The following is a 16,792-nucleotide window of genomic DNA, read 5'->3' as shown; positions in this document are numbered from 1 at the left end:
GGTCAGAGCCCTTTCCCTGTGGGAATGGGATCCGACCCTGACAGGTTCCCGGTGGCCAGTAGATCCACGCCATGCGTAGATGCTCTTGTAGAGTCGAGCCATGCTCGACTCGGCGATGGGGTCAGAGCCCGTTCCCGTCGGGAACGGGATCCAACCCCGGTTCGGCGCCCAGCCGCCAGGCGAGGCCGCCCAGGCGGCTGGCGTGCCGCTTCAGGGCGGCCACCAGCACTTCTTCGCTGCCGGCCACATGCAGGCGCTGGCGGGCGCGGGTGAGGCCGGTGTAGACCAGCTCGCGCGACAGCACGCGGCTGTCCTGGCGCGGCAGCTGCAACCACACTTCATCGAATTCCGAGCCCTGTGCCTTGTGCACGGTCATCGCGAAGGCGCTCTCGTGCGCCGGCAGTGCGGCCGGATGGAAGGCGCGCGGCTGGTCGAGCGTATCGCCGGGGAACCAGGCCGCCATCGCACCGCTGCTGTCGCGCAGGCAGATGCCGATATCGCCGTTGAACAGCCGGTGCCGATAGCTGTTTTCGGTGATCAGCAGCAGGCGGCCCTGGAAGTAACCAGGCGTGTTGCCGGCCAGCAGCTGTTCGATGCGGCTGTTGAGACCGCGTGCGCCCTGCGGGCCCTCGCGCAGTGCGGTCAGCACGCGCAGGCGGCCGGCCTGCCGCAGCGCGCGCCCCGGATCTTCGGCATCGGCCAGCGCGCGCCAATGCGCGAGCAGATGATCACGGTGACCGCGCAACGGATCTGCGTCGTGTTCGTGGAAGCTGACGCCCGACAGGCTGCCGTCGCGCAGCAGCGACAGCGCACTGCGCGCATCACCTTCACGCACCGCCTGCGCCAATGGCGCCAGCTGCAGGGCATCGCTCTGCCGGTAGCCGCGCTGCAGCTGCACGCGACGGCCGGCGAAGGCGCGCGGCGCAGCCTGCGGCTGCAGGGTCGGCGCGGCCAGCAGCCCGTGCAGGGCCTGCGCGTCATCGGCGCGGGTGCCGCTGCCATCGCCACTGGCGCGCAGGATCGCGCTGAGCACATCACCGGCTTCCACCGAGGGCAGCTGGTCCGGATCGCCCAGCAGGATCAGCCGCGTGCCGCTGCCGATGGCATCGACCAGCTTGGCCATCAGCGGCAGGTCGATCATCGAGGCTTCGTCAACCACCACTACGTCCACCGGCAGCGGATTGTCGGCGTGGTGGCGGAAGCGCGGCGAATCGGGAATGACACCGAGCAGGCGATGCAGGGTGGTGCCGGTGCTCGGCAGCGCGGCACACAGCGCCGGGTCCAGGCCTTCCTCCTGCAGGCGCTGCACGGCCAGGCGCAGGCTTTCGGCCATGCGCTCGGCGGCGCGCCCGGTCGGTGCGGCCAGGGCCACCTGCGGCAGCGGTTCGCCGGCATGCAGGGCCTGCGCGGCCAGCAGCAGCAACAGGCGCGCGATGGTGGTGGTCTTGCCGGTACCGGGGCCGCCCGTGACCAGCGCCAACGGGTGGCGCAGGGTCACGCCGGCGGCACGCGCCTGGTGATCTTCCTGGGTGGCGGCAGCGGGGAACAGGCGCGCGAACAACGGTGCCAGCGCGTCCAGATCCGGTGCCGGCAACGGATGCCGGCCGATCCGCTGCAGGCCGGCAGCCAGCTGCCGCTCGTATTCGCGGTAACGGCGCAGGTACAGCAGGCCGTTTTCCAGCACCAGCGGCGCCTCATCGGCGGCCGCCTCGGGGTCCTCCGGCCGCGCCACCCACGGCGACGCCTGCAGCTGGGCCAGCCACTGCGCGGGTGCGGGCCAGGCCTGGAAGCCTTCCAGTAGGCGCTGCGGCTGCGCCGGATCGAAGGCGGCGTGCCCCTGCGATACCGCCAGCGAGGCCAGCGCGGCAGCCACCGCCACTGCATCGGGCGTATCGTCGCGCAGCCGCAGCAGGCTGGTGGCCAGGGCATGGTCGAGCGTTCGCAGGTGGCGGCCCACGTACAGCTGTTTCAGCAGGCTGGTGCTCATGCGCTGGCTCCGATGGCACGCGCGGCCAGTTCGGCATGGGCGGCGTCGCCACCGGCAAACAGGGCGTCCAGCCCGTCCACCAGCTCTGGTGCGAAGCGGTCGACATGGACCCCGTTGCCATTGCCGTCCAGGCCGCGGCAGAACAAATAGCGGATGCCGCCCATGTCACGCGCATAGTCATACGCGCGGCCCAGGCGGAAGCGCAGCCAGCGGTGCAGGGCCACGGTGTAGATCAGCGCCTGCAGGTCGTATTCGCTGTGGCGCATGGCGATCTGCAGCAGGTCCGGGCTGTAGCCCGGCAAGCGGTTGGATTTGTAGTCGAGCACGTACCAGCGCCCATCGCGCACATAGGTCAGGTCGATCTTGCCGGTCATCAGCCCTTCCAGACGGCGGCGCAGGCCGAAGCCGCGGCGCGCGCTGGCAATGCCATGGGCGTGCAGCAGCTGCAGCAGCGCCGGCACGGCGGTGGATTCAATGGCGAAGTGGAACTCGATTTCAGCGCGGCGTTCGCCCTCGCCCAGGCTGTGCAGGGCCCCCCCCTCGGGCAGCGCAACGGTGAGCGTGTGGCCGACCAGCGGCACCAGCACCGCCACGCCATCGTCCAGATCCTGGTCGGCATAGCCTGCATCGTGCAGCGCCTTGCGCAGCAGCGCAGCCTGTCCTTCGGGCGCGGGCTGGTCGGGAGTCCAGCCGCCCCATGCGCCGAAATCGATGTTTTCCAGCGCCTCATGCAGCACGTTGCCGAAGCGGCTGCCCATGAAACGCGGGTCCGGCGGCACGGCGTCGGCATCGGCGGCGGCCGCTTCGGGCAAGGCCGGTTCCAGTGGCAGCTCAGCGCCGGTCGGTTCGTCGGCGGCCGGTGCCGGCAGTTCGGTGGCGGCCGCTTCCACGTCGTTGCCGGAATCGGCGTGCGCCAGCTGGGTGAAGCTGTACACCCACCAATCGTGCGGTACGCGCCGGGTCAGGCTGCGCACGGCCGGCAGCTCGCCGTCCTGTTCCACCGGCAGCTGCGGCAGCTGCCGCACCGGCTCGCTGTCATCAATATGCACATCGGCATGCGTGCGCAGCAGCTGCAGGTCACCCAGCAGTGGTGCCAGGCGGGTCTTGCCGAGCCCGGCGAGATCGCCGATGGCGATCCACAGTGCGTGTTCGGCGCGGGTCAGGCCCACGTACAGCAGGCGCGCATCTTCGGCGCGCTGCTCGCGTTCGCGCTGGCCGCTGGCCGCTTCCCAGGCCTCGTCCTTGTCCAGCTTCCAGTGCAGCTGGCGCTGGCCGTCCACGTGCACGGTGCAGTGCGCGGCGTTGTTGGGCGCACCGCCGTCGATGCCGACGAACGGCAGATAGACCAGCGGGTATTCCAGGCCCTTGCTCTTGTGCAGGGTGATGATCTGCACGCGGCGCGCGTCTGATTCCAGGCGCAGCAGCTGCTGTTCGTCATTCTGGTCGGCATTGACCATCTGCCCCTGCAGCCAGTCCAGCAGGCCGTGCATGCCCAGCGCCTGCGCGGACGCCTCCTGCAGCAGTTCGCCCAGCTGCAGGTAGTTGGTCAGCCGGCGTTCGCCATCGATCAGCGCCAGCAGGCGTTCGCCTTGTGTGGCGCAGACGTCGGCCACCACGGCGAACGGGCCACCGCGCTGCCAGCGCTCGCGCCAGTGCAGCAGCTGCGCCTGGAAGGCGCGCTGCAGGTCACCTTCGCGCTCCATGCTGGCGATCGCGCTGGCCGGCTGGCCCAGCAGCACCGTCGCCAACGCGGCGCGCAGGCGGCCTTCGTCTGCGGGCTGCAACAGGGCCAGCAGCAGCGCGCGCAGGTCGCGTGCTTCGCTGGTGGCGAACAGGCTCTGCTTGCCGGCGGCGACGGCGGGAATGCCCACCATCGCCAGCGCGCGCTGCACCAGGGTCGCCTCACGGTGTGAACGCACCAGCACGGCAATGTCGCCGGGCTGCACCGGGCGGCCACGCAGCACCGCTGCGCCCGCGCGGGCGTCGACCAGGGTCTGGTGAATGGCGGCCACGCAGGCCTGGGTAGCCGCCATGCGCGAGGCGTCGGCACTCATCGCCTTGTCGCCGTCACTGCGCAGCACGCGCAGTGTCAGCGCCGGTGCAGCGGTGCCGTTGCGCAGGTAATCGTCGTCCGACCGCACGCCACCGGGTCGCACCGGTTCGAAGCCGATGCCCGCTTCCAGGAAGGCGTCGTCGCCGCCGTTGTCATACAGGGCCTGCAGCGCCCGCAGCACCGACGGCCGCGAACGGAAGTTCTGGTCCAGCGGCGGTGCAGGCCGCGCGGCCTGCTTGGCCTTCAGATAGGTATGGATGTCACCGCCGCGGAAGCCATAGATGGCCTGCTTCGGATCGCCGATCAGGAACAGCGCAGGCGGCAGGCCCAGCGACTGCACTTCCTGCGAATCGCCGAATACGGTGTGGAAGATGCCCCATTGCCGATCGTCGGTGTCCTGGAACTCATCAACCAGGGCGATGCGGTACTGCAGGCGCAGCTTGCGCACCAGGTCCAGGCGCTGCGGCCCTTCCAGCGCCTGGGCCACGCCGTTGATCAGGTCGTCGTAGGTCTGCACCCGGCGCGTGCGTTTGAGCGCAGCCAAGCGCTGGCTGGCCTCCTCGCGCAGGGCATGCAGGAAGTTAAGCGCGCTGCCGCGCAGCCACTGCTCGCGCTGCGCCAGCAGCGCTACGTAGCGCTGCAGCGGTGCCTGCAACGGCGACGACGGCGTGCGATCAACGAATTTCTTGTTGGTCTTGGCCACAAGCGCGTCAGCCAGCAGGGCCGGCAGGCGGTCACTGGACAGCAGTTCGGTCGCATCGCCGCGCTCGGCCCAGGCCAGCAGCTGCCGCCCCAGAGGGTGCAGCCAGCCCAGCTTGTAGGAGACGCCGTTGATCCATTTGTTGTCGACGGCTTCGCACAGGTCCAGAAAGAACTGCTCGCCATGCTCGCGTACGGCCATCGACAGGTCTGCCGCCGCGCGTTGCAGGGCCGGGCGCGGGTCCTCCACCGTCAGCGGCTGCGGACGCGGGTACAGCGGCGGCGAGGCCAGCAGCGCACGCAGGTCCGACGCCAGTGCATCGGGATGCGACCACAGCCAGGTCAGCGGCTCCAGGGTGGCCGGGTCGTTGGCATGCACGCGCCACAGGTCCGCAGCCAGTTCTTCCAGCAGTTCGCGGTCGCTGGCCAGCAGTTCCGGCGGATCGAAGGTATGCCCGCTTTCCAGCGCGTATTCGCGCAGCACACGGGTACAGAAGCCATGGATGGTGAAGATCGAGGCCAGATCGATCTCGTCGGCGGCCACCTGCAGCCGACGCTTCAGGGCGGGCGCGCTTTCACTGCCAGCCTCAAGATGCCGCTGCAGCACCTGCCGGGTCAGCAGCGCGTCGGGCGCCTCATCGGCCGCCGGTGGCAGATCGACCAGGCGCGCGGCCAGGGCCAGGCGCTCGCGGATGCGCTTGCGCAGCTCCTGGGTCGCCGCGTCGGTGAAGGTCACCGCCAGGATCTGGCCGATGCGCAGGCCCTGCTCCACCACCAGGCGGGTGAACAGGGTGGCCAGGGTGAAGGTCTTGCCCGTACCGGCGCTGGCCTCGATCAGGCCGATGCCCTGCAGCGGCAGCAGCAGGTAGGAGTCAACGGAGTGGTTCATGCCTGGGCCTCCTTGCCGGTACCCGCCGGGCCACGCCCGTCGCGGACCGCACCGAACACGATCTGGCTGTTGCGCAGCAGATCGGCGTAGCTGTCGTCATCGGCGAAGGGATCGGCCCCGCGCAGCAGCAGCTGCCAGGCATCGCTGTTGGCTTCGCCCCAGCTGCGGTCGCTGCCGTGCCATTGCTTCCAGCCTTCGCTGCGTTGTTTTTCCGCAGGCGCAGTGAACAGCACCCAGCCGGTGTAGGGGGCAAAGCGCAGCGGCTCGCGCAGGCCGCGCTGGCGCAACTGCAGCAGGGCACGCAGGGCCGCACGTGCCGACGCCACGCTCAGTGCCGGCAACGCATGCGGCCCGGGGCCGGCATCGCCGCCATCGTGGAACTGCACCAGCGGCAGCGCATCACCGGCCGCGTTGGCCAGCAGCCAGTCCAGGCCCTGGCGGATCACCGCGTTACCGTTCAGCGTGCCCGCGCGCAGCCGCACCAGGCCATCGGGATGGCGGTCGGCCACCCGACCATGCAGGCGCACGCCATCGATCTCCACTTCGTAGCGGCGGCTTTCCAGCGGCTGCCCCCGCATCCAGCCCAGCAGGGCGCTGGCATAGGGACGGGTCTTGAGCTGTTCGGCTTCGAACTGGCGTTCGCCCAGCGCGCCCGAAGGCAGCAGGCCACGCGCGCGCAGACGCGGGTACAGCGGCTCGACATCGCCACTGAGGGTGGCGCGGACCACCGCAGCCTGCACGCTGCGCTTTTCCGGGCCGCGCGCGGACAGCACCAGCGGCTCCAGGTCGTCCACGTCCTCGGCCCCATCGGGCAGGCGCAGGCCCAACGCCTGGGCCAGGAACTGCCCGGCCGGGTCGCACAGGAAGCGGCGCAGCGTGTCCAGGGCCACCTCCGCTTCGGCCGCATCGTCCAGCGGCGCGGGCAGCGGCGCATCGAACCAGGCGGGCAGCGCGCCACGCAGGCCGGCCAGACGCCCGGCCGCCGGGTGCCATTGGCGGCGATAGCTGAAACGCCGCGCATCACCTTCGCCGAACGCGGCCGGCGAGAAGGGCTGCAGGGCGTGGCGCACGGTGAAGTCGCGCGTGGCCGCAGACGGGTCGTGGTGGTAGCCCGCAGCGGCATCGATCAGTTCACTGACCAGAACCGAAGGTTCGCGCACGCTGCCATCGCGCGGGTCGGCCCCCAGATAGCTCAGGTAGAACACGTCCTGGGCGGCAGCAAACAACTGCAGGAACAGGAAGCGGTCATCTTCGCGGGTGGACCGATCGCCCGGGCGCCGCCGCGGCGTATCCAGTTCGGCGGTGAGCTGGTTCAGGCCGGCAGCCGGATCGCGGCGCGGGAAGTCACCGTCGTTCAGGCCCAGCACGCAGATCACCCGGAACGGCAGCAGGCGCATCGGCACCATGCGGCCGAAGCTGATGCCACCGGTCAGCAGCGGCGCACGCGTATCGGCCTCGGACAGCACGCCGGCGAAGTGCGCGCGCACCACCTCCGGTGGCACCCCCTCGGCGAAGCCGGCCCTGTCGGCCTCGTCGGCAAACTGGTTGAGCAGCTTGCGCAGGCGCTCCAGCGCGCGCTGGCTGTTGGGCGAACTGGGCGCTTCCGGCAGCAGTGCGTCAAGCAAGGACAACAGGCGCTGCCGCCACTGCGCCGGGGTCAGCGCTTCGCCGAGACGACGCTGGTAGACGGCCAGCACGCGCAGCAGGCGCAGCAGACGGTCCAACGCATCCAGCGCGCCGCCTTCCAGTTCGGTCCACGGCGCAACGCCGGCCAGGTCGGCATCGCTGCCGGTGGCGTGGCCCAGCAGCAGCCGGTCCAGCGCGAACTGCCAGGTATAGGCGTCATCGCGCGGTGCCTGCATCTGCCCGCGATGGCTGGCGTCGATGCCCCAGCGCGCGCCGGCCTGCTGCAGCCAGCCGTGCAGGCGGTCGAAATCCACCGCCTCCAGGCCGGCGGCCTCGGCCAGCGGCGCGCTGGCCAGCAGATCCAGGATTTCGTTCAAGCCGAAACGCGAGACCGGCAGGCCCAGCAGGTGCACGAACACGTCGGCCAGCGGCTCACCCGCCAGCGGGCTGCTGTCGGCCAGCGCGTACGGAATATGCTCCTCGTCGCCACTGCGGCCGCCGAACACGGCTTCCAGGTACGGCACGTAGGGGTCGATATCCGGTGCAAGCACCGCGATCTCGCGCGGCTGCAGGGGCGGGTCGAAGCGCGGGTCCTGCAGCAGGGCACGCAGCTGGTCGTGCAGGACCTGCAGTTCGCGCAGGCGGGTGTGGCAGGCGTGCACCTGCAGACTCGGGTCATCGCTGCGCAGGCCATCGCGCAGTTCCCCCGACGGCAACGCGCGGCGGTGGAACAGGTCGCGCTGCAGGCGGTGCAACAGGCTGTCGGCCAGGCCGCCTTCAGCCAGCGTGGGCCGGGTGTCTTCTTCCGGGTCGGAATAGGCGGCAATCTCACCGGCCGGGTGCACCACCTCGTAGCTGCCCAGCACCGCCATGAAGTCACGGCCGGCCGCGCCCCATGCTTCCAGCAGGCGGTTCTCGCCGGCAGCTTCACCGAACGGGTCCGGGGCACCGCTGCGCAGGCGTTCGGCCAACGTCTGCAGATCGCCCCAGTAGGATTGCACCGGGGTGGGCATGTAGAAGTGCAGTTCGCCCACCCGCGACTGGGTAGCCATGACCCGCAGCACATCTGGCGAGATGTTCAGCGTGGCGAACGCCGACAGGCGTGGCGGCAGACCCTGCGGCAGCGGTTTGCCAGCGCCTTCGTAGCGCTCCAGGTAGTCCTGGATGCGGCGCGCGCGATAGCCTTGGCCACGGGCGATCGCCCGCCACAGGATTGCCTGCGGATCGTCAGGGTCGGCGCCGGCATCCCAACGCAGCAGCCAGTCGCGGCGCCATGCCTGGTACTTCTCGAACACCGCGGCCAGCTCGCCGGCCAGCGCCCAGGGCTTCAGTGCGTCGCCACCGGCCAGATAGGACTGCAGGGCACGCATCGCCGGCTGGGCCAACAGCGACGGATCGCGCAGGGCGCGGTACAGTTTCCAGCGCAGCCCGGCCGCGTCCAGGTCGTCGGCTTCACCGGGCACGTTCGCGTTGAGGGCGCGGGCGACGAATTCGCCCGGGGTCAGGAACTCCAGGTTCGCCGCTACGCCATACTCTGCCGCCAGGGTGGCCTGCAGCCAGCGGCGCATGGCCACCTGGGGAATCAGCACTACCTCCGGTGCCAGCAGCGGCTGGCCGGAAACCGGCGCGCGCACGTTGCGCGCCAGCAGTGCAGCCAGCACGTCCAGGGAGTTGGAATGGTAGAGACGGAAATCGTTGCCGGGGTCACTCATCGTGCACAGTGTGCCGCACGAGCGCCGCTATTCAATGGTGTACTGGCGGGATCGGTACGGATTGTTCCGGGGTCCCCGGGTATTGTCCCGGTCGTGCGGGTGGCATGGCGTGCGACAATACTGCACCGTCCAGTCCGCTTATGTTCAGCCGGCTGGCCCGATTCTGCCCTGTCGAAAAAACGTTAATGGTGCCCATGTCGGCTTCCGCCTCCAGCTTGGTGCAGTTGTCCAACGTCCGCATCGACCGGAGCGGGCGCACGATCCTGCGCGATGTTTCGCTGCAGGTTCCACAGGGCAGCATCACCGCCGTACTGGGCCCCTCCGGCAGCGGCAAGTCCACGTTGCTGGCCGCGCTGACCGGCGAACTGCGCCCGGTTGAGGGGCAGGTCACCCTGTTCGGCAAGCCCATTCCGCACGGCAGTTCCGAGCTGCTTGAGATGCGCCGCAGCGTGGGTGTGCTGTTGCAGGGCAACGGCCTGCTGACCGACCTCACCGTTGCCGAGAACGTTGCCCTGCCCCTGCGTACCCACACCCGCCTGCCGGCAGCGGTACTGCGTCGGCTGGTGCAGATGAAGCTGCACGCGGTGGGCCTGCTGGCCGCCGCCGATGCCTGGCCGCGCGAGCTGTCCGGCGGCATGGCACGGCGCGTGGCCCTGGCCCGCGCATTGGCGCTGGACCCGCCGTTGATGATCTACGACGAACCGCTGACCGGGCTGGACCCGATCGCCTCGGGGGTGATCATGAGCCTGATCCAGCGCCTCAACCACAGCCTGGGCCTGACCAGCATCATCGTCAGCCACCACGTGCACGAAACCCTGCCGATCTGCGACCAGGTCATCGCCATCGCCAATGGCGGGGTGGTGTTCCAGGGCAGCCCCGAAGCGCTGCAGACCAGCCAGGACCCGCTGCTGCGGCAGTTCCTGCACGGCCAGCCCGACGGCCCCATTCCATTCGATGCTGCCCCGCGGGCGAGGGTCGCCTGATGCCGTTCGTGCAAGCCACCCGTTCGCTGGGCCGCGCCGGCCTGTTCTCGCTCACCGTGCTGCGTGGTTCGCTGCCCACCCGTGACTTCCTGGCCGAGCTGACCCGCGAGATCTACAAGATCGGCGCACGTTCGCTGCCGATCATCGCCGTCGGCGGCGCCTTCGTCGGCCTGGTGCTGACCCTGCAGGGCTACCGCACGCTGACCACCTTCGGTGCGGCAGACGCGCTGTCCACCCTGCTGGGCCTGTCGCTGTACCGCGAGCTGGCGCCGGTGCTGACCGCGCTGCTGTTCATCGGCCGCGCCGGCAGTTCCATTGCCGCCGAGCTGGGCCTGATGCGCGCCACCGACCAGATCAAGGCGCTGGAACTGATGGCCATCGACCCGGTGGCCAAGGCCGTGGCGCCCCGCTTCTGGGCGGCGGTACTGACCGTGCCGCTGCTGACCGGCGTGTTCTGTTCGCTGGCCATCAGCGCCAGCTACTTCGAGGCCGTGCACGTGCTGGGCCTGGACAACGGCGTGTTCTGGTCGGCGCTGCGCAACAGCGTGGACTTCTGGGACGACTTCGGCGTGGCGATGCTGAAGTCGGCCATCTTCGGTGGCACCGCCGCGCTGGTGGCCTCGTATGTGGGCTTCCACGCCGAACCCACCATCGAAGGCACCTCGGTGGCCACCACCCGCGCGGTGGTGAATGCCTCGCTGCTGGTGCTGATGTTCAACTTCGTGCTGTCGGCAATGCTGTTCACGTAACCCTTTCCACCGGCGGCGCGCAGCGCGCGCGGCCACCCAGAGACGATCAGGTATTCCACATGGCCATCCGCGGTCCCAGACTTGAATTCTCCGTCGGCGCGTTCCTGCTGCTGGCCCTGGCTTCGCTCATGGTGCTGGCCGTTGCCTCCACCAACCAGCGTTGGAGCTGGGGCAGCCAGGGCTACGAGCTGAAGGCGCGCTTTTCGCAGGTCGGCCAGCTGCGCAAGCAGGCACCAGTGAAGATCGGCGGCGTGACCGTCGGCCAGGTGGCGGCCATCGATCTTGACCCGGTGAAGTTCGAGTCGATCGTGACCCTGCGCATGGACAGCAAGATCAAGGACCTGCCGGCGGATACCTCGGCCGGCATCTTCACCAGCGGCCTGCTGGGCGAAAGCTACATCGGCCTGCAGCCGGGCGGCGATCCGGACGTCCTCAAGGCCGGTGACGAGATTGTCTTCACCCAGCCGGCGGTCGATCTGATCCAGCTGGTGGGCAAGTACATGTTCAGTGGCGGCGCCGGTGGCGGCGCCGACCCGAAATCCAACGAGAGCGCCCCCGCGCCTGCAACGGAACCGCAACCATGAAGACGAAACTGATCCCGGCCCTGCTCGCATCCTCGCTCCTGCTGGCCAGCCCGCTGCTGGCCCAGGCCCAGTCCACCGCGCCGACCGCAACCGCGCCGCAGGGCCAGGCCGGCAAGGTGGTGATCGATGCCAGCACCCGCATCCTGAGCACCCTGCAGCAGCGCCGCAGCGAATTCAGCAGCAACCCGGCCAGCCTGCGCAGCTACATCGACAGCGAGCTCAACCGCACCTTCGACCGCGACTATGCCGCGCGCCTGGTGCTGGGCACGCATGCCCGCGGCGCGTCCGATGCCGACATCAAGCTGTTCGCCGATGCCATGGCCGACAGCCTGATGCAGCGCTACGGCTCGACCCTGCTGAACATCCAGGGCAAGCCCAGCTTCCGCTTGAAGGGCGAAAGCCCGCTGCCGGGCAACCGCGGCGTGCGCGTGGCCACCGAGCTGGTGCGTGCCGGCGCCGAAGGCACCCCGGTCGAGTACTGGATGCGCAACGTGGGTGGCCAGTGGAAGATCTTCGACGTGAACATCGAAGGCATCTCCTACGTGCAGACCTTCCGCAACCAGTTCGACGCCCCGCTGCGCCAGAAGGGCATCAAGCAGGTGGCCAGCGAACTGCGCAGCGGCAGCATGCAGGCCGGGCCCGCGGGCAATGGCAAGTAAGCCGCTGGCGCTGCTGGAAGGCGACACCCTGCGCCTGCGCGGGGTGTTGGACCGTGCCGCGGTCATCGCCCTCTGGCCGCAGCTGCAGGCCCTGCCGGCCAAGCTGGCACGGCTGGAACTGGGCGACGTGGAACGCGTGGACAGCGCCGGCCTGGCCCTGCTGGCCGAGCTGGCCGCGCGCGCACGCGGGCAGGGCCATGTGCTGGAAATTTCCGGCGCCCCGGCCGGCTACAACGAACTGAGCGCGGCCTACCGGCTGTCGCCCACCCTGGATTTCACCGCACCTTCTGCTGCGAGCTGACATGAACGTCGTACGCGCCATCTCCCTTCTTCTTGTCGCCGCCGCGCTGAGCGCCTGCGCCGGCAAGCCTGCGCGCAGCGACGCGCCCGTGGCTGACACCGTGGTGCCGGCGGCCGCCAGCGAGCCGGTGGCCACCGATGCCGTGGACGCGCCCGACGCCGCGCCGGCGGCTGAAAGCACGGCCACCGCGACGGCCAGTGCCAACGCAGGCGCCGAAGCGGCGCCGCCTGCCGGCCAGGCGGGCGCCAGCGCCGCCACTGCCGACGCCGGTGACCAGGACGATTTCGACGCCCTGTATGGCAGCAATGCCGCCACCGCCGATGCCTCGGCCTACGACCCGTGGGAGCCGCTGAACCGCAAGGTGCATGCGTTCAACAACGCCGTTGATCGCGGCGTCGCCCGCCCGCTGGCCACCGCCTATACCCACGTCGTTCCGCGCTTTGCCCGTACCGGCGTCAGCAACTTCTTCAGCAACCTGCGTTCGCCGCTGACCATCACCAACCAGCTGCTGCAGGGCCGACCGGGCGATGCCTGGGACACCCTGGGCCGCTTCCTGATGAACAGCACGCTGGGCATCGGCGGCCTGTTCGATCCGGCCAGCAAGGCCATGGTCCCGCGCCGCAATGAAGACTTCGGGCAGACCCTGGGTGCCTGGGGCTGGCGCCGTTCGCGCTACGTGGAGCTGCCGTTCTTCGGCCCGCGCACCGTGCGCGATGTGTTCGGCCTGGCCGGTGACATTCCGCTGTCGCCGATCCGCACCATCGAGGAAGACAAGGTCCGTATCGGCCTGCAGGGCCTGCAGCTGGTGGACACCCGCGCGCAGCTGATGGCGCTGGACGATATCCGCGACAGCGCGGTGGACGAGTACGCGCTGACCCGCGATGCCTGGCTGCAGCGCCGCAACTACCAGATCGAAAACGATCTGCGTGGCAAGCGCGAACGTGGCAGCGACGATGCCAACTCGCCCATTCCGGTCGATGCCATGCCGATGCCGCAGTGGAGCAACTGACCGCTGCGTCCGGTGCATGAAAAAACCCCGCCTTGGCGGGGTTTTTTTTTTGCCGCTGCCCTGGGGTCAGAGCCCTTTCCGGTGGAAAGGGATCCGACCCCGGCGGATCAGGCGGCCAGGGCGGCCTCGACCGCTTCGCGCAGGCGCGCATCATCGGCGGCCACGTCCGGTGCGAAGCGGGCGATGACCTTGCCGTCGCGGCCGATCAGGAACTTCTCGAAGTTCCACAGCACCGACGGTGCCGGCAGGGTGGGAATGTCCTTGCCGGCCAGCAGCTCGCGCAGCGGGCCTTCGCCGATGGCCTGCGGCTGGGCGGCGGTCAGCTGCTGGTACAGCGGGTGGATGTCCTCACCGGCCACGCTGATCTTGGCGAACATCGGGAAGCTGACGTTGTAGGTCAGCTGGCAGAACTGCTGGATCTCGGCTTCGCTGCCCGGCTCCTGGCCGAGGAAGTTGTTGGCCGGGAAGCCCAGCACTTCCAGGCCCTGCGCCTGCTTGTCGGCGTACAGCGCCTGCAGGCCTTCGTACTGCTTGGTCAGGCCGCACTTGGAGGCAACGTTCACCAGCAGCAGGACCTTGCCGTTGTAGTCGGCCAGGGACGACGGCTGGCCGTCGATGGTGGTGAGGGAAATGTCCTGGATCGGGGTGCTCACGCGGGTGCTCCGGCAATGGCGGGAAAGGTCTGCCAGCATAGCGCCGCGCGCGTGCTGCGCGCGCTCAATCCACGCAGATCGTGCCCTGTGCCTTGCCCGCTTCGATGCGCTGGCGGCAACCGAAGTTCTGGCTGGCATCGCGCTGGCAGGTGCCGGTGGCCACCACGCCTGCTTCGGTTTCGCTGGTGGCCAGGCACTGGCCGCTGCAGTCCTGCTTGCCGCTGCAGGTCTTGCCCGCATCGGCATAGGGAATCACGCACTGCACGCGCTGCAGCCGGCCCAGCGGCTGCAGGGTGCCGCCGGCGGCGCGGCAATCGACGTCGCGCGCTTCCTGGTAGGCCTGGCTGGCTTCAGCGGTGTCGGCCGCGGCCGGCTGTGCCGCCGCATCGGTCGCCGGTGGCGTACTGCTGCAGGCGGCCAGCAGCACACCCAGGACAAGGCTGGCAAGGAAACGAAGGCGCATGGTCGGACCTGCTGGCGGTAATCGAGGCCGCCAGCATACGCACCGCACGGTGCAAAGGGTGTGTCAGCCCTGCCCGGCTTCGTCGGCCTCGGGCGCTTCGTCTGCGGCCAGGCCATCGGGCAGCAGCTGCCGGCTCTGCTCGGCCGGCAGCGATTCCACCTCGCGCAGCTTGCGCGCGATCGCCCGCGTGCGCACACCGGTCTGGTCGATCTGCTTGCTGGCCTGGTCCAGCTTGGCCTTCACGTTGTCCAGCACATCGCCGAACTTGCCGAACTCGGTCTTCACCGCGCCCAGCAGGCTCCACACTTCGCTGGAGCGCTTTTCGATGGCCAGGGTACGGAAGCCCATCTGCAGGCTGTTGAGCAGCGCGGTGACCGTGGTCGGCCCCGCCACCACCACGCGATGATCACGCTGCAGCAGGTCCACCAGCCCGGGGCGTCGGATCACTTCGGCGTACAGGCCTTCGGTGGGCAGGAACATCACCGCGAAATCGGTGGTGTGCGGCGGCACGATGTACTTTTCGCAGATGGACTTGGCCTGGATCTTCACCGCCCGCTCCAACTGCGCGCCCTGCACACGCACCAGCTCGGCGTCGCCCTGTTCCTGCGCATCCAGCAGACGCTCGTAGTCTTCACGCGGGAACTTGGAATCGATCGGCAGCCACACCGGCGCATCGTCGGCGGCGCGGCCAGGCAGGCGCACCGCGATATCGACCATCTCGCCGCTGTCCGGACGGACCTTCACTGCGCGTGCGTACTGTTCCTGGATCAGGGTCTGCTCCAGGATGTTTTCCAGCTGCACTTCGCCCCAGCTGCCACGGGTCTTCACGTTGGTCAGCACGCGCTTCAGATCGCCGACGCCGGTGGCCAGCTGCTGCATCTCGCCCAGGCCGCGCTGCACCTGTTCCAGGCGCTCGGACACCAGCTTGAACGACTGCCCCAGGCGGGTTTCCAGCGTGGACTGCAGCTTCTCGTCCACCGTCACCCGCATCTGTTCCAGCTTCTGCGCATTGTCGGTCTGCAGCGCGCGCAGCTGCTCTTCCAGGGTGGCGCGCATTTCGGCAATACGCTGCTCGTTGCGCTGGGTCAGTTCCTGCAGGCGCAGGCCCAGGCTTTCGGTCAGGCGCTGCTGTGACTGCGCGCCTTCCTCGCGGCCCTTGCGTGCATCGTCCACCAGCGTCTGCCGCAGCGCGCCCAGCTGGGTATCGGTGCGCGTGGTCAGTTCCTGCAGCTGCTGGCCGAAGGCATGGATGCGCGCTTCCTGCTGCTGGCCGAACACTTCCAGCTGCGCACGCAGTTCCTGCAGGCGCTGGCCCAGCAGTGCACCGCTGCGCTGCTGGCTGTCGGCCGCCTCGGCGCGCGCCTTGCGGGCATCTTCGCCCAGCGCTTCGCGCAGCAGGTCCAGGCGCTGGTCGGTGCGGGTGGAAAGATCGGTCAGCGCGCGGGCGAAGCCGTCGAGCTGTTCGCGCAGTTCGCTGCGGCCGCTGCGGGCCTCTTCGCGCACGGCCTGTTCCAGGCGGTCATGGGGAGGCCGGCGCAGCAGGGCGACCAGCTGCAGGACAAGGATGGCCAGCAGGAGGCCGCCAACGATCAGGAATTCGGTTTGCATGCCACCAGTGTAGGCTGGCCCCGTCTCAAACGCTGCGTCTGACCATGTTCGAACTGTACGGAAAGCCGACCTCGATCAACGTGCGCAAGGTGCTGTGGCTGTGCGCCGGGCTGGACCTGGCGGTGCAGCACCATGCGGCGCCCAGTGCCGAGCTGCTGCGCCGGCTGAACCCGAACACGCAGGTACCGGTGCTGCGCGAGGGCGACTTCGTGCTGTGGGAATCCAACAGCATCTGCCGCTACCTGGCCACGCGCGCCGGGCGCGATGACCTGCTGCCGATGGCGCCGCAGGCGCGGGCACGGGTGGAACAGTGGATGGACTGGCAGGCCACCGATCTGAACACGGCGTGGCGCCATGTGTTCATGGCGCGCGTGCGCGGGCATGCGGATTACCCGGACGATGCGCGGGCGGATGCAAGCCTGGCGCAGTGGAACCGGCTGATGGCGATGCTGGATGCGCAGCTGGCGCTGCACGCGTACGTGGCCGGCGATGACTTCACTCTGGCCGATATCGGGCTGGGGCTGTCGACGCAGCGCTGGCGCAGCACACCGGGCAACAAGCCGGCGCTGGCCAACGTGGCCGCCTGGTTCGAGCGCCTGCGGCAACAGCCGGGGTTTGCCGAACACGTCGACAACGGCGTGGCCTGAGGGGGGGGTGTTTTTGCAGGGCTTGCAGCCCTGCACCTGCCGTAGAGTCGAGCCATGCTCGACTGAAGCAACGTCAAGAGCTGGGTGTCCGTGGGATGGCGGGGTGGGTCCGGTTGCGGGGGACGCCGTAAACCCATCCATGGGGGCTTAGCCGCGCCATCCATGGCGCG

General features: G+C 69.4%; 13 protein-coding genes. 7 read left to right on the top strand and 6 right to left on the bottom strand.

Features of this window, described 5'->3' with window-relative positions:
• Positions 1–121 precede the first annotated feature (121 nt).
• From recD to recC, 3 genes are read right to left on the bottom strand one after another with little or no spacing between them, the layout of a single operon-like run.
• The gene (gene recD / locus RTY46_RS17740) at positions 122–1,987 is read right to left on the bottom strand and encodes an exodeoxyribonuclease V subunit alpha (RefSeq protein WP_312710042.1); all 1,866 of its coding nucleotides are present in this window, start codon (positions 1,985–1,987) and stop codon (positions 122–124) included.
• Positions 1,984–5,628, bottom strand: coding sequence for an exodeoxyribonuclease V subunit beta (gene recB, locus RTY46_RS17735; RefSeq protein ID WP_312710040.1), 3,645 nt, complete (start codon positions 5,626–5,628; stop codon positions 1,984–1,986). The genes recD and recB overlap by 4 nt, the downstream gene beginning before the upstream one ends.
• Positions 5,625–8,966, bottom strand: coding sequence for an exodeoxyribonuclease V subunit gamma (recC, locus tag RTY46_RS17730; RefSeq protein ID WP_312710039.1), 3,342 nt, complete (start codon positions 8,964–8,966; stop codon positions 5,625–5,627). The genes recB and recC overlap by 4 nt, the downstream gene beginning before the upstream one ends.
• A 194-nt stretch (positions 8,967–9,160) precedes the next feature.
• On the opposite strand from recC, the gene RTY46_RS17725 reads away from it, so the two are divergent.
• The 6 genes from RTY46_RS17725 to RTY46_RS17700 are packed head-to-tail and all read left to right on the top strand — an operon-like array spanning position 9,161 to position 13,251.
• A complete protein-coding gene (locus RTY46_RS17725; RefSeq protein ID WP_312710037.1) occupies positions 9,161–9,949 on the top strand; it encodes an ATP-binding cassette domain-containing protein in 789 nt (262 codons plus the stop codon).
• Complete coding sequence (locus tag RTY46_RS17720) at positions 9,949–10,698, top strand: MlaE family lipid ABC transporter permease subunit (protein WP_108751406.1); 750 nt, start codon at positions 9,949–9,951, stop codon at positions 10,696–10,698. The genes RTY46_RS17725 and RTY46_RS17720 overlap by 1 nt, the downstream gene beginning before the upstream one ends.
• A 59-nt stretch (positions 10,699–10,757) precedes the next feature.
• Positions 10,758–11,282, top strand: a complete 525-nt coding sequence (gene mlaD / locus RTY46_RS17715; protein ID WP_108757579.1) for an outer membrane lipid asymmetry maintenance protein MlaD — start codon at positions 10,758–10,760, stop codon at positions 11,280–11,282.
• The gene (locus RTY46_RS17710; protein WP_312710036.1) at positions 11,279–11,941 is read left to right on the top strand and encodes an ABC transporter substrate-binding protein; all 663 of its coding nucleotides are present in this window, start codon (positions 11,279–11,281) and stop codon (positions 11,939–11,941) included. Before mlaD ends, RTY46_RS17710 begins: the two co-directional genes overlap by 4 nt.
• Positions 11,931–12,242, top strand: a complete 312-nt coding sequence (locus tag RTY46_RS17705) for an STAS domain-containing protein (RefSeq protein WP_312710035.1) — start codon at positions 11,931–11,933, stop codon at positions 12,240–12,242. Before RTY46_RS17710 ends, RTY46_RS17705 begins: the two co-directional genes overlap by 11 nt.
• 1 nt (position 12,243) lies before the next feature.
• A complete protein-coding gene (locus RTY46_RS17700; RefSeq protein ID WP_312710034.1) occupies positions 12,244–13,251 on the top strand; it encodes a VacJ family lipoprotein in 1,008 nt (335 codons plus the stop codon).
• 107 nt (positions 13,252–13,358) lie between these two features.
• On the opposite strand, the gene RTY46_RS17695 is transcribed toward RTY46_RS17700, so the two are convergent.
• The 3 genes from RTY46_RS17695 to rmuC all read right to left on the bottom strand — a co-directional run bounded on the left by RTY46_RS17695 (position 13,359) and on the right by rmuC (position 15,975).
• Positions 13,359–13,904: a glutathione peroxidase gene (locus RTY46_RS17695; RefSeq protein ID WP_312710033.1), complete on the bottom strand. Its 546-nt coding sequence runs from the start codon at positions 13,902–13,904 to the stop codon at positions 13,359–13,361.
• Between the two features lie 64 nt (positions 13,905–13,968).
• Positions 13,969–14,367, bottom strand: a complete 399-nt coding sequence (locus RTY46_RS17690; protein ID WP_312710032.1) for a hypothetical protein — start codon at positions 14,365–14,367, stop codon at positions 13,969–13,971.
• A gap of 63 nt (positions 14,368–14,430) precedes the next feature.
• A complete protein-coding gene (rmuC, locus tag RTY46_RS17685) occupies positions 14,431–15,975 on the bottom strand; it encodes a DNA recombination protein RmuC (RefSeq protein WP_312710031.1) in 1,545 nt (514 codons plus the stop codon).
• Between the two features lie 44 nt (positions 15,976–16,019).
• Here rmuC and RTY46_RS17680 point away from each other — a divergent pair, with 44 nt between their 5' ends.
• The gene (locus RTY46_RS17680; RefSeq protein ID WP_312710029.1) at positions 16,020–16,622 is read left to right on the top strand and encodes a glutathione S-transferase N-terminal domain-containing protein; all 603 of its coding nucleotides are present in this window, start codon (positions 16,020–16,022) and stop codon (positions 16,620–16,622) included.
• Positions 16,623–16,792: the final 170 nt, after the last annotated feature.

This window comes from Stenotrophomonas sp. (assembly GCF_032056425.1).
Lineage (GTDB): Bacteria > Pseudomonadota > Gammaproteobacteria > Xanthomonadales > Xanthomonadaceae > Stenotrophomonas.
The sequence above is the reverse complement of the archived record's forward strand: the minus strand, read 5'-3'. Positions and strand labels throughout refer to the sequence as shown.

Coding starts and splice junctions, on each gene's coding strand:
- recD (WP_312710042.1), bottom strand. CDS start 1,987: ATGAGCACCAGCCTGCTGAAACAGCTGTACGTGGGCCGCCACCTGCGA.
- recB (WP_312710040.1), bottom strand. CDS start 5,628: ATGAACCACTCCGTTGACTCCTACCTGCTGCTGCCGCTGCAGGGCATC.
- recC (WP_312710039.1), bottom strand. CDS start 8,966: ATGAGTGACCCCGGCAACGATTTCCGTCTCTACCATTCCAACTCCCTG.
- RTY46_RS17725 (WP_312710037.1), top strand. CDS start 9,161: ATGTCGGCTTCCGCCTCCAGCTTGGTGCAGTTGTCCAACGTCCGCATC.
- RTY46_RS17720 (WP_108751406.1), top strand. CDS start 9,949: ATGCCGTTCGTGCAAGCCACCCGTTCGCTGGGCCGCGCCGGCCTGTTC.
- mlaD (WP_108757579.1), top strand. CDS start 10,758: ATGGCCATCCGCGGTCCCAGACTTGAATTCTCCGTCGGCGCGTTCCTG.
- RTY46_RS17710 (WP_312710036.1), top strand. CDS start 11,279: ATGAAGACGAAACTGATCCCGGCCCTGCTCGCATCCTCGCTCCTGCTG.
- RTY46_RS17705 (WP_312710035.1), top strand. CDS start 11,931: ATGGCAAGTAAGCCGCTGGCGCTGCTGGAAGGCGACACCCTGCGCCTG.
- RTY46_RS17700 (WP_312710034.1), top strand. CDS start 12,244: ATGAACGTCGTACGCGCCATCTCCCTTCTTCTTGTCGCCGCCGCGCTG.
- RTY46_RS17690 (WP_312710032.1), bottom strand. CDS start 14,367: ATGCGCCTTCGTTTCCTTGCCAGCCTTGTCCTGGGTGTGCTGCTGGCC.
- rmuC (WP_312710031.1), bottom strand. CDS start 15,975: ATGCAAACCGAATTCCTGATCGTTGGCGGCCTCCTGCTGGCCATCCTT.
- RTY46_RS17680 (WP_312710029.1), top strand. CDS start 16,020: ATGTTCGAACTGTACGGAAAGCCGACCTCGATCAACGTGCGCAAGGTG.